7 protein-coding genes and 1 rRNA gene are annotated in these 11,778 nt (G+C 70.9%); 6 read left to right on the forward strand and 2 right to left on the reverse strand.

The annotated features are described in order from the left end of the window. Window positions 1-27 precede the first annotated feature (27 nt). Window positions 28-1,251: a mannose-6-phosphate isomerase, class I gene (manA, locus tag TU31_RS20310; RefSeq protein ID WP_042156558.1), complete on the forward strand. Its 1,224-nt coding sequence runs from the start codon at window positions 28-30 to the stop codon at window positions 1,249-1,251. A gap of 247 nt (window positions 1,252-1,498) precedes the next feature. Further along, entirely contained in the window at window positions 1,499-2,458 is a 960-nt protein-coding gene (locus tag TU31_RS20315) for a cation diffusion facilitator family transporter (protein WP_042156560.1), read from the forward strand. Between the two features lie 731 nt (window positions 2,459-3,189). On the opposite strand, the gene TU31_RS20320 is transcribed toward TU31_RS20315, so the two are convergent. Continuing rightward, window positions 3,190-5,349, reverse strand: coding sequence for a fructose-specific PTS transporter subunit EIIC (locus tag TU31_RS20320; RefSeq protein WP_370682749.1), 2,160 nt, complete (start codon window positions 5,347-5,349; stop codon window positions 3,190-3,192). 524 nt (window positions 5,350-5,873) lie between these two features. On the opposite strand from TU31_RS20320, the gene ahcY reads away from it, so the two are divergent. Together ahcY and TU31_RS20330 are read left to right on the forward strand one after the other, a co-directional pair. After that, window positions 5,874-7,331, forward strand: coding sequence for an adenosylhomocysteinase (ahcY, locus tag TU31_RS20325; RefSeq protein ID WP_042156564.1), 1,458 nt, complete (start codon window positions 5,874-5,876; stop codon window positions 7,329-7,331). A 171-nt stretch (window positions 7,332-7,502) separates the two neighbouring features. Then, window positions 7,503-8,117 carry a hypothetical protein gene (locus tag TU31_RS20330; protein ID WP_042156566.1) on the forward strand — a complete coding sequence of 205 codons (615 nt, stop codon included), beginning with the start codon at window positions 7,503-7,505 and terminating at the stop codon, window positions 8,115-8,117. A 583-nt stretch (window positions 8,118-8,700) separates the two neighbouring features. Here TU31_RS20330 and TU31_RS20335 read toward each other — a convergent pair. Further along, the gene (locus TU31_RS20335) at window positions 8,701-9,828 is read right to left on the reverse strand and encodes an RDD family protein (RefSeq protein WP_042156568.1); all 1,128 of its coding nucleotides are present in this window, start codon (window positions 9,826-9,828) and stop codon (window positions 8,701-8,703) included. Between the two features lie 113 nt (window positions 9,829-9,941). Between TU31_RS20335 and TU31_RS20340 the strand changes: the two genes are divergently transcribed. Then, entirely contained in the window at window positions 9,942-10,949 is a 1,008-nt protein-coding gene (locus TU31_RS20340; RefSeq protein WP_042156570.1) for a stage II sporulation protein M, read from the forward strand. Between the two features lie 741 nt (window positions 10,950-11,690). After that, window positions 11,691-11,778 (forward strand): 16S ribosomal RNA (locus TU31_RS20345); the annotation flags it as partial.

Below are 11,778 nucleotides of genomic sequence, written 5' to 3' on the forward strand. Positions count from 1 at the left end.
GTACCACTGTCAGGAAGCAGCCGCCCCATGGACCGCCTCGCCAATACCGTGCGCCCCTACGCCTGGGGCTCCACCACCGCCCTCCCGGAGCTCCTGGGCACCGCGCCGACCGGCGAACCCCAGGCCGAGATGTGGCTGGGCGCCCACCCCGGCGCCCCCTCCCGTATCGACCGCGGTGCCGGCCCGGTCTCCCTGGCCGAGGTGATCGACGCCGCCCCCGAGGCCGAACTGGGCGCCGACACCGTCCGCGCCTTCGGCCCCCGGCTGCCCTTCCTCCTCAAGCTGCTCGCGGCCGGCTCCCCGCTCTCCCTCCAGGTCCACCCCGACCGGGCGCAGGCCGCCGAAGGCTTCGCCGACGAGGAGCGGCGCGGCATCCCGATCGACGCCGGCCACCGCAACTACAAGGACACCAACCACAAGCCCGAGCTGATCGTCGCGCTCACCCCGTTCGACGGTCTGTGCGGCTTCCGGCACCCGGCACAGGCCGCGGACCTCCTGGAGGGCCTGGGCGTCGACGACCTCAAGCCGTACGTCGACATCCTGCGCGCCAGCCCCGAGGAGGACGCACTGCGCGAGGTGCTCACCGCCGTACTCGGCGCCGAACACCACGCGATCGCCGGCACCGTCGAGCGCGCCTCCGTCGCCGCCGACCGGCTGGCCGCCGAGGGCGGACCGCACGCCGACGCCTACGCCGCCTACGCCGTCCTCGCACACCACTACCCGGGCGACCCCGGCGTCCTCGCCGCCATGCTGCTCAACCACGTCCAACTCCAGCCCGGCGAGGCGCTGTTCCTCGGCGCCGGCATCCCGCACGCCTACCTCGGCGGGCTCGGGGTCGAGCTGATGGCCAACTCCGACAACGTGCTGCGCTGCGGACTGACCCCCAAGCACGTGGACGTCCCGGAGCTGCTGCGGGTGGTGCGCTTCGAGGCCGGTGACGCGGGCGTGCTGCGCCCCGAGGACGTCAACGGCGAGGAGGTCTACGAGACCCCCATCGACGAGTTCCGGCTCTCCCGCTTCGTGGCGGCCCCCGGCGCCGCACCGCACGCGCTCCCCTCCCGGACGCCGCAGATCCTGCTGTGCACGGCGGGCACCGTGCGGCTGCGGGAGGCCGATGCGGAGGCGGGGGCCGGGGCCGGTGAGGGTGCCGGGCTGGCCCTGGCGCCCGGCGAGTCCGTGTTCGTACCTGCCGGCGAGCGGATCACGCTCTCCGGAGACGGCACGCTGTTCCGCGCGACGGTGGTGGCGTAGCGGTCTCGGCGCCATCCCGTCCGGCCCGCGTCCGGCCCCGGTCCGGCTCGCGCCGCCCGGCGTGCCCCGGCCCGCCGGCCAGGGTGCGGCGGCCGGGGGAGCGCCACCGGCAGACTCGTCCCGGCGGCCGGAAACCGTCCGCCAGGTGGCCTCCTGGTCACTGCCCCGGGCCGGGCTGCAACAATGACCGCCGCACAGCATTAAAGGGGCGGTAAAGCCCGGACGACGGAAGGGGTATGCGGCACCTATGAGCGCATCAGGCGGGACAAAGGCGATCGTTGCGGCGCTGGGCGCCAACCTGGCGATCGCCGCAGCGAAGTTCGTGGCCTTCGCCTTCAGCGGCTCGTCCTCGATGCTGGCGGAAGGCGTGCACTCCATCGCGGACTCCGGCAACCAGGGCCTGCTGCTGCTCGGCGGCAAGAAGGCGAAGCGCGCGGCAACCGCCGAGCACCCCTTCGGCTACGGCCGCGAGCGCTACATCTACGGCTTCCTGGTCTCCATCGTCCTGTTCACCATCGGCGGCGTCTTCGCCCTCTACGAGGGCTACGAGAAGATCCACGACCCGCACGAGCTGGACAACTGGTACTGGCCGGTCGGCGTCCTGGTCTTCGCGATCATCGCCGAGGGCTTCTCCTTCCGTACGGCCATCAAGGAGTCCAACGAGCTGCGCGGCAAGCAGACCTGGGCCCAGTTCGTCCGCCGCGCCAAGGCCCCCGAGCTGCCGGTCGTGCTGCTGGAGGACTTCGGCGCCTTGGTCGGTCTGGTCCTGGCGCTGGGCGGCGTCGGCCTGACCATCGCCACCGGCGACGGCATCTGGGACGGCATCGGCACCATGTGCATCGGCGCGCTGCTGGTGCTGATCGCCCTGGTCCTGGCCGCGGAGACCAAGTCGCTGCTGCTGGGCGAGGCGGCCGGCCCCGAGCAGGTCGCCAAGATCCGCGCCGCGGTCGTCGACGGCACGGTCGTCACCCGCGTCATCCACATGCGCACGCTCCACCTCGGCCCCGACGAACTGCTGGTCGCCGCCAAGATCGCGGTACAGCACGACGACACCGCCACGGAGATCGCCAACGCCATCAACGCCGCCGAGGCCCGCATCCGCGAGGCCGTCCCGATCGCCCGCGTCATCTACCTGGAACCGGACATCTACAACGAGGCCACAGCGGCCGCGGGCACGGATCCGTCAAAGACGCCCGGCGGGCAGTGAGCTGTTCCGGCAGCCGGGGCGCGGGCCGGGTGGCCTGGTGATCGGGTGGCCGGGTGACCGGCGGGGGCTGCTGGGCGGCTGGTGGTGGGCGCCGGGTGCTGGGCGGCTGAAGACCGGGGGCTAGGTCCCGCGGGCCTGCGGGGCCGCTGAGCCCCCCAGCCGCACGGGGCCGCTGGGCCTCCAGCCCCAGCGGGCCGCTTACTCACCGCAGGCCCAACCGCCGCCCCCCGCCGCCACAGAACGCGGCAAGGCCTCCGCACTTTCCATGGGTGCGGGGGCCTTCGCTGTCTCCCACGAGTGCGGATGCCTCCGCCGCGCTCCGGGGACAGGTGAGGCGTCCGCCGTACTCGTGGGGCGCGTAGGGCCCCCGCCGTAGGAGCCGAGCCTCGCCAGGCGGCTACTCGTGGGCGTCTACGGGGCCTCGCGTAGGAGCCGAGCCTCGCCCGGCCGCTCGGTCCCCGTCCCATCGATCACGCTGCGCTCCCCGGGGAGTACTGCGAGCCCCGGGGAGTACTGGGCGCCACGGGAATGGCGCCACGGGAAAACCGCCCCCGGGGATGGCGCCACGGGGATGGCAGCACGGGGATGGCAGCACGGGAATACCGCCCCCGGCCCACCACGTTGTGGGCCCCGAGGGGGCCCGCACCATCCCTACGGGATGCGTTCGCCCCCGCCCTACTGGATCTCCCTGGCAACCACTGGATTCCCGGCCGTTACTGGCTTCCCGGCCACTACTGGATCTCCCCGAGAACGCGCAGAATCCCCGTCTCGCCCTCCGCGCCCTGCAGCCGGGCCCGGAAGTCCGCGTCCATCAGCTTCCGCGACAGCAGCGCCAGGATGCGCAGATGCTCGTCCCCGGCCGCCGCCTCCGGCACCGCGATCAGGAAGACCAGCCTGGCGCGTGTGCCGTCGAGCGAACCCCACTCGATACCGTCCGCCGACCGTGCGAAGCCGACGACCGGAGCGGTCACGGCGTCCGTCTTGGCGTGCGGGATGGCGATCTCCTCACCGAGCCCGGTCGTGCCCTGCGCCTCACGGGCCAGCGCCACCCGGACCAACTCGTCGACGTCCGCCACCTTGCCGGCAGTGGCCACCAGCTCGGCCATCTCGCGGACCGCCGCCTCCTTCTCGTCGGCGACGAGCTGCGTCTTGACGGTCTGCCTAGTGAGGTAGCCGGAGAGCACCTCGGGACCGCGGGCGTCATCGCCACCAGCGCCCTCGTTGCTGACATCGTTGCCATCGGCGCCAACGTTGCCATCAGCGCCAACCTCGCCATCTGCGCCAACGTCCCCATCGGCACCGACGGTGTCCCCGCCCCTGCCGCCCGCGTCCTGCCCCGAACCGCCGGCGGGCGCAGGAACGGAATCAGCCGCCGCGGCCGTCCGCGACGCCACCCCGGCACCGCCACCACCGCCGGCACCGCCACCGCCACCGGCTCCACCGCCCATGCCTACCTCGGCCTCGACCGGCTCCGCACCACCCTTCCGCCGCTCCGCAACATCCACCAGCATCACCGTCGTCAGCGCCGTGACCATCGAGCCCGCCACTACGGCGAGGAAGAACGCCGGCACTCCGCCAACCGCGCCCAGCACCGCCACGATCGGTCCGCCGTGCGGCACCGCGTCCGTCACCCCGATCGTCCCCGCGAGGGCACCGGCCACCGCACCACCGAGCATGTTCGCCGGTATGACCTGCGCGGGCCGCGCCGCGGCGAACGGAATCGCGCCCTCCGAGATCCCGAAGAGCCCCATGAACAGCGCCGCCATACCCGTCTCGCGCTCCTGCTCGGAGTACAGGCGGCGGCGGACCAGCGTGGCCAGCCCCTGGCCGAGCGGCATCACCGGGATCGCCGCGGCACACATGCCCATCACGGCCTGGTGGCCGGACGCGATCAGCCCCGCACCGAACAGGAACGCGGTCTTGTTGACCGGACCGCCCATATCGAACGCGATCATGAGGCCGAGGAGCGCGCCGAGCAGAATCGCGCTGGACCCGGTCATCCCGCCGAGCCAGTCGGTGAGATGCGTGAAGACCCAGGAGATGGGCTTGCCGATCACGTAGATGAAGAAGAGCCCGAGCACCGTAGTCGCCACGATCGGGATCACGATGATCGGCATGATCGGCCGGGCGAACTCGGGGACCTCCACCTTCTTGATCCACTGCACCAGATAGCCGGCCAGGAAGCCGGTGACGATCGCGCCGATGAAGCCCGCACCCGCCTTGGAGTCGTACAGCGAGCCGGTGTTGGCGATCCAGCCGCCGATCATGCCCGGCACCAGCGCGGGCCGGTCGCCGATCGCGTAGGCGATATAGCCGGACAGGACCGGCACCATCAGCGTGAAGCCGATGACGCCGATGTCGTTGACGTGCTTCCAGAACGAACCGTCGGGGATGACCAGACCGCCGTCCGCCTGCGGATGCCCGCCCAGCGCCAGCGAGATCGCGATCAGCAGACCGCCGACCACCACGAACGGGATCATGTAACTGACGCCGTTCATCAGCGCCTTGTACGCGACGCTGCGTTCCTTGCCGCTACCAGGGCCCCCGGGAGCCGGCGCGGCCTGGGAATCCGTACCGGCCCCGTCGCCCTCCGCGCGCCCGTACACCGGCGCGCTCCGCACCCGCTCCATCAGCTCCTCGGGGTGGCGAATGCCCTCGGCGACCCCGACCGCCAGGACCCGCTTGCCGACGAACCGGCTGCGGTCGACGTCCTTGTCGGCGGCGATGATGATGGCGTCCGCCTCTCTGACATCGTTGTCAGAGAGAAGATTCTCAGCCCCGATGGAGCCCTGCGTCTCCACCTTGATCTCGTGCCCGAGGGACCGGGCCGCCTGGGCCAGCTTCTCCGCGGCCATGTACGTGTGGGCGATACCGGTCGGGCAGGCGGTCACTGCGAGCAGCTTCAGCCCCTGCCCGCTCGTCCCCGTGCCCTTGAGGGGCTCAGCTGGACTGGTGGTCACGTGGCTCTCCTTACGAACGTGCGCGCGGTCGTGCCAGTGGTCCGCGCTCCAGGCATCCTGCATGACGGCACGGCGCCCGCAAACCCCTCCGACGCCGCCCTCCGCGGCCTCCGGAACGCCGGTCGCCGGCCCTCCGGACCCCAAGAACCACCGGCCGTCCCCGCGCCGCTCCTTGGCCGGGACCGCACCGGACCGGCCCCTCCGGGCTGTGGTTCACGGGGTCGATCGGTGTAGATTCGTGACCAGTGCCAGACGTCGCTGCTGATGGCGGTCGGGCGGCCCGCACCGCGGACCGGCCGAGGGAGAGAGGGCCTCCGACGGACTGCGCTGTGGCCAGGGGGAGAGGTGCGTCCGCTTCCGCGTACGCTCGAACTCCCCCAGTGATAGCTGGGGGGACCCCAGCCCGCGCCGCAGACTGCCCGCCCATCCACCTCGACGCTCGAGGAGCAGCCCGCATGACGACAGCAGCCACCGGCCAGGACTTCAAGGTCGCCGACCTGTCCCTCGCCGCTTTCGGCCGCAAGGAGATCACCCTCGCCGAGCATGAGATGCCCGGTCTGATGGCGATCCGCAAGGAGTACGCCGCCGCCCAGCCGCTGGCCGGTGCCCGCATCACCGGTTCCCTGCACATGACCGTGCAGACCGCGGTCCTGATCGAGACCCTGGCCGCGCTGGGCGCCGAGGTCCGCTGGGCCTCCTGCAACATCTTCTCCACCCAGGACCACGCCGCCGCGGCCATCGCGGTGGGCCCGAACGGCACGCCCGACGCGCCCCAGGGCATCCCGGTCTTCGCCTGGAAGGGCGAGACCCTGGAGGAGTACTGGTGGTGCACGGAGCAGGCGCTGACCTGGCCCAACTCGCCCACCGGCGGCCCGAACATGATCCTCGACGACGGTGGCGACGCCACCCTCCTGGTCCACAAGGGCGTTGAGTACGAGAAGGCCGGCAAGGTCCCCGCGATCGAGACCGCGGAGAGCGACGAGCACCGCGCCATCCTGGAGCTGCTGACCCGCACGCTGGCGGAGTCCCCCCAGAAGTGGACGAACCTGTCCTCCGAGATCCGCGGTGTCACCGAGGAGACCACCACCGGCGTGCACCGTCTCTACGAGATGCACCGCGACGGCGACCTGCTCTTCCCGGCGATCAACGTGAACGACGCCGTGACGAAGTCGAAGTTCGACAACAAGTACGGCTGCCGCCACTCCCTGATCGACGGCATCAACCGCGCCACCGACGTCCTCATCGGCGGCAAGACCGCCGTGGTCTGCGGCTACGGCGACGTCGGCAAGGGCTGCGCGGAGTCGCTGCGCGGCCAGGGCGCCCGCGTCATCATCACCGAGATCGACCCGATCTGCGCCCTTCAGGCGGCGATGGACGGCTACCAGGTCACCACCCTGGAGGACGTGGTCGAGACCGCCGACATCTTCATCACCACCACGGGCAACAAGGACATCATCATGGCGTCCGACATGGCCCGGATGAAGCACCAGGCGATCGTCGGCAACATCGGTCACTTCGACAACGAGATCGACATGGCCGGTCTGGCCCAGATCGAGGGCATCGTCAAGGACGAGGTCAAGCCGCAGGTGCACACCTGGACCCACCCGGACGGCAAGGTTCTGATCGTGCTGTCCGAGGGCCGTCTGCTCAACCTGGGCAACGCCACCGGTCACCCCTCCTTCGTGATGTCCAACTCGTTCGCGGACCAGACGCTGGCCCAGATCGAGCTCTTCACCAAGCCCGCGGAGTACCCGACCGACGTCTACGTGCTGCCCAAGCACCTCGACGAGAAGGTCGCCCGGCTCCACCTCGACGCGCTCGGCGTCAAGCTCACCGAGCTGCGCCCCGAGCAGGCCGCCTACATCGGCGTCCAGGTCGAGGGCCCGTACAAGCCCGACCACTACCGCTACTGATCCAGCGGCGATCACCGGCCGGTCAGCTCCCCTGACCAGCTGGTGCTCACCCACAGCAGCCGGTGACACCAGGCCCTCGCCCTCCACGGCGGGGGCCTGGCCCATAAGGTCTCCATACAGACCCGCCATCCCCAACGCACCGGCCCGTCGCCGGCCGAAGGACTGCCCCCGATGCCCCGCGGCCACTACTCCCTCCACGACCCGCACGATCACACCCCCCTGGGTGAAGAGCACTTCCACTGCGCCACCGGCCCCTCCGGCTGGCGCTATGTCTCCCAGATCGTCAACCCCTCCGGCGACCACACCGGCTCCGTCGACCTCACCCTCGACGAACTCGGCCGCCCCATCCGCCTCGAACTGCACGCCTCCGCCTGGCAGGTCCGCGGCGCCGCCCTGGACGGCGTCACCTGGGTACGCACCGACCCGACCGGTGAGCACGCCACCGAAGGCAACGTCCCCGCCCACGCCTTCACCGGCGCGTCCCCCGCGTTCCTCATCGCCACCGCCCGCTTGCTGCGCCCCGCCCTCGGCGCCGGCGCCGTCCGCACCCGCCTCGTCGCCTTCACACCCCCCGTCCTCGCCCCCCGCACGCTCGACCAGTCCTGGGCCCTGCTGAAAAGCACACCACACGCCACTGACAACGCCCCGCTCATCGCCGACGAATACCAGGTCAACGACCTGGAAACCGGCGAACAGCACACCGTCCACATCGCCGGCGACGTGGTCCTGTCCGCCCCCGGCATCGAACTCGAATCCCTCGAGTCCCCACCGTCGACCTTCTCCTGACCCGCCCGCCCCGCTCCGCCGGCCGCGTCTCCCCGCGCGCGGCGTCACGCAGCTGGCGCCAACGCCCACATCCCGGGGGCGCAGAGCCTGAGTGCCGGGGCGACGTCCCCAGCCCCGCGCGCAAGGCCTGCGGTGTCCGACTGCGGGCACACTCTGGCCGCACGCGCCCGCACGCCACGGCCACCCGGCGATCGGCTCACCCTGCACCGGACGCGCGACCTCTGAGCCCCGACGTGTCACGTGATCCCCGACGCGTCACACCGCCTGACCTCGACGCATCGCCCGCCGCTCGGCCCCCCGTCGCCGCCCGCAGCTGCGGCCCGCCGAACATGGGACGGTCAGCGCGGCGGCAGCCCGCTCTCGCGCCTCACAGCCACGGGCTACGCGGATGCCCCACGGCTGCCATGGCCCCGGCGCTCGCCCCGTCTCACGCAGCCGCTGCACCCACACCTCGTGGCTGCATCACAACGCCCAGGTCAGGCACACCGTGCCGTATCCGCTCACCACCGGCACGCACGCGAAAGCCGGACGGACCCGTCACCGCAAGCCGAGCCCAGCACACCCCGCCACGCCCCCGGCCGCCTTACACCGGCGGCGCAAACCCCGTACGTGGCGGCCGCCCTCCGCCACCATCCCCCGCGTTACCCGCACGCCCCCGCACCGGCGCCCCCACTGACCCCGCACCGGCACCACGCGTCCTCCCGGCCCCGGCCCCGTTCTCAGGAGCCGCGGCCCCACCCCCGGGCGAAGCCCAAGCCCCGCCCTCCGGCGGCGCCCCATGCCCGCCCCCGGAGGTCACGACATCCGCCGGCGTCTCCATGGGCCCGCCCGACGGCCACGGCCCACCGGCCCAGGTCCCGTCACCACCGGCGCCAGGTAGCCCACCGGGAGCAGCCTCTCCCCACCCCACAGGCGCAGCCCCGACAGCTCCCGTCGGCCCGGCCACCGCCGACGACGCCGACGTCCCGAACGCCCGCCGAGACTCCCGCGCCTGCCGTTCCCCGGCGACCGCCGCGAGATACGCCGCCGGATGCACCCCCTCAGGCGCCGGCACCCCGGTGAACCCGCGCAAGTCCTCCGCCAGCCGCCCCGCCATCGGCCCGCCGACCTGCGGATCCAGCTGTCCCATCCGCGCCAGGTACTGCCGCACCGTCAGCCACCACCCCTCGGGCACCCGCGAAAGGTCCAGCGCACCGAGCTCCGCCACCAGCCACGGAGGCGGTGGCGGCAGTGCCGTTCCGGCCTCCGCCACGGGCATCCGCTCCCGTATGACCAGCGTCCCGGCGAACACATCACCCAGCCGACGCCCACGCGCCGACACCAACGACGCAATGGCCGCCACCACCCCCATCGTCATCACGATCTCGATGGCCCCCATGGCCCCGCGCACCAACGCATGCCGGAACCGGATCGGGCCGCCGTCTTCCCGTACGACCCGCAGCCCACAGATCAGCTTTCCCAGCGACCGGCCCTGACTCAGCGTCTCGATGACGATCGGGATCCCGACCTGCACCAGCACGAACGCCGCCACCGACACGGCCGCCACCGCCGCACTGTCCATGGACGAGGTCGCGCTCACCAGGATCAGCGAGATGCCGATGTAGGTCACCCAGGCCACGGCCACATCGACCGCCACCGCCAGCCCTCGGCTCGGCAGCCTGGCCGGCCGCAGCCCGAGCACCACCGCTTCACCCGTGACGAGTTCACTCACGCCGCGCCCCACTCCCTCTCGATCCCCGAAATCCCGCCCACCCCACGCCGGGCACGGCCAGTCTGCCAAGCTGACCCGGCACTCACCCACGGCGCTGCGAGGAGCGACACCCTATGGACCTCGATGTCTTCATCACGGCCCACAGCGCCGAATGGGACCGTCTCGAAACACTGCTGGGCCGCAAACGCCGCCTCACAGGAGCCGAGGCCGACGAACTGGTCGCCCTCTACCAACGCACCACCACACACCTCTCCCTGCTCCTCTCCAGCGCCCCCGACCCCGCGCTGACCAGCCGCCTCACGTCCCTCGTGGCCCGCGCCCGCAGTACGGTCACCGGTGCCCGCAAGGCCTCCTGGCGCGACACCGCCCGCTTCTTCACCACGGCCTTCCCAGCAGCCGTCTACCGCCTCCGCCACTGGTGGATCCCCACCGCGATCCTCTCCATGGTGGTCGCCGCCCTCATGGGCTGGTGGATAGCCGCACACCCCGAGGTCCAGGCAGCCATCGGCGCCCCGGAGGACCTCCGCGACATGACCCGCCCCGGGGGCCAGTACGAGACCTACTACTCCAGCCATCCCGCCGCGTCCTTCGCCGCCCAGGTATGGACGAACAACGCCCAGGCCGTCGCCCTGTGCCTCGTCCTCGGCGCCTTCGCAGGCCTCCCCGTCCTGTGGATCCTCTTCCAGAACATGCTCAACCTCGGCGTCGGCATCGGCCTGATGTCCTCCGCGGGCCGCCTCGACACCTTCCTCGGCTTGATCCTCCCGCACGGCCTCCTCGAACTGACCGCCGTCTTTGTCGCCGCCGGCATCGGCCTTCGTCTGGGCTGGACCCTTATCGACCCCGGCCCGCGCACCCGCCGTACGGCCCTCGCCGAGGAAGGCCGCTCCGCCCTCGGCGTCGCCATCGGACTCGCCGCCGTCCTCTTCATATCCGGCGCCCTCGAAGGATTCGTCACCCCTTCCGGCCTCCCCACCTGGGCCCGCATCGGCATCGGCATCGCCGCCGAACTGGCCTTCCTCCTGTACGTCTACGTCCTGGGCGGTCGCGCCGTCCGCGCCGGAGCGACCGGCGACGTCGACCTCGCCGACCGCGAAGCCGCCCTGCCGACCGCCGCGTGATGTGCATCGAGCCCCGCTGACCTGCTAATCTCCTCTTCGCCCCCAACGCCCGTTGACACAGGCGGCAGGGGGAGGTAGATTTGAACGGTTGCAACGAACTGGACAAGTTCCTCCGCGACGGTTAGTCTCTTCTCCGCTTCGGCCGGAATTTCAATTCGGCGAAGCGCAACCGACCACTTACCGGAAGCCCCGGCCGATCAATTCGGCCGAACGCCTTCTGATAAAGTCGGAAAAGCCAAAAGGCAAACCCCTTCCGACGGGGATTCGGAAACGAATTCGGACCGGCAACGGACCGAAACGGATCTGTTAGAGTCGGAAAGGCCGAAAAGCGAAAGCCAAACGGCCGAGCCCGCTCCAGCAGGGCGCCAGAGACGGAAACGGATCTGGTAAGGTTGGAAACGCGAAGAAGCCGAAAGGCGGAAACGCACCGGCGAAAATCGGGCCCGCAAGGATCTGATAGAGTCGGAAACGCAAGACCGAAGGGAAGCGCCCGGAGAGCCTGGTGAAACAGGCACAAAGGAAGCGTCCGTTCCTTGAGAACTCAACAGCGTGCCAAAAGTCAACGCCAGATATGTTGATACCCCGTCCACCGGAAACATCCGGAGGATGAGGTTCCTTTGAAAAGCCCATCCCGCCCATGTGGTGCGGATGGCACACACAGCGAGGACGCTGTGAACGACCGGACCTATTCCGTCTGGTTGTTCCGCTCTCGTGTGTGTTTCACCCGATTACGGGTAAACATTCACGGAGAGTTTGATCCTGGCTCAGGACGAACGCTGGCGGCGTGCTTAACACATGCAAGTCGAACGATGAACCTCCTTCGGGAGGG

This window comes from Streptomyces lydicamycinicus (genome assembly GCF_000829715.2).
Classification (GTDB): domain Bacteria; phylum Actinomycetota; class Actinomycetes; order Streptomycetales; family Streptomycetaceae; genus Streptomyces; species Streptomyces lydicamycinicus.